The sequence below is a fragment of the Vibrio sp. YT-19(2023) genome, assembly GCF_033337395.1.
Map to the genome: position 1 here is coordinate 1 of NZ_JAWOQN010000135.1, position 1152 is coordinate 1152.

1 protein-coding gene is annotated in these 1152 nt (G+C 44.9%); it reads right to left on the reverse strand.

Going from position 1 to position 1152, the window contains the following annotated elements:
• Positions 1-1152 (reverse strand): bifunctional UDP-sugar hydrolase/5'-nucleotidase UshA (ushA, locus tag R7E78_RS24395; protein WP_318058372.1); only part of this gene is annotated, 1152 nt, incomplete at both ends.

Consider the following 1152-nt stretch of genomic DNA (forward strand, 5'->3'; position numbering starts at 1 on the left):
ATAGAGATACCCGCGAACTGCGCGTAAGCACCTGAATCAACTGGCTTGGTTGCAACAATGTTTAGGTAATCCAAGACTTCTTGACCAGACATATCGACGTAAGAAACCATGTTGCCAAATGGCTGCACGGTCAGCACATCTTTGTATGTGATGTCACCAGCTTCAATAGAATCACGCACACCGCCTGAGTTCATCACTGCGAAATCTGCTTTTGCACGTTCCATATGAGCCGTTGCAATTAAACGACCTAGATTCGTCTGTTGGAATCGCACGACATCACGGTCACCTTCTAACTTACCGTTTGATTCCGCAATTTTCACATTCAGCTGGCTTTGGCCTTTTTCTTGGAAAGGACGAAGGAAGTCCAACATCGCTTTGTCTTGAGTAATTTCATCTTGAACAAACACACGTTGTGATTGACCATCCACGTTGATTTTTTTCTTCAAGTTTACCGGAATAAGATCGTAGCTCACCATTGATAGTTCGCCGTTACGGAATTCGTAATCGGCACGGCCAACATATTTACCCCACTCATGCGCCTGAACAATGTAAGTACCGTTTTGTTGGTCTGGCTGACACTCATCACCCGGTTTAAAGTTCTTTTTGATAACGTTAGGACCTTCCATACAAACTGGCTCTTGTGAGTGACCACCCACAATCATATCCAAATCGCCTTCATTAAGGTAACGCGCCAAAGCTACATCACCCGGTGCATTGATGCCACGGTTGCCATTTTCGTAGTGACCCATGTGCGTAACAGCGAAAATCAGATCCGGATTTTCTGTTTTTTTCAGTTCTGCAATCAGCTCTTTCGCTTCCGCTTTCGGGTCGCGGAAGTCCACTTGACCGATAAACTCAGGATTTCCCAACTTCGCGGTATCTTCTGTTGTCAGACCAATAACCGCAATTTTAATGCCTTGCTTATTGAACATCGCGTAAGGTTGGAATAAACGCTTGCCCGTTTTTTTGTCGTAGATGTTGGCTGACAGCATTGGGAAGTTAGCCCAATCTTGCTGCTTGAATAGCACATCTAGCGGATTATCAAATTCGTGATTGCCTAACGCCATCGCGTCGTAGCCAATCTTACTCATGCCTTTGAAATCTGGTTCAGCGTCTTGTAAATCAGATTCAGGAACGCCGGTATTAATATCA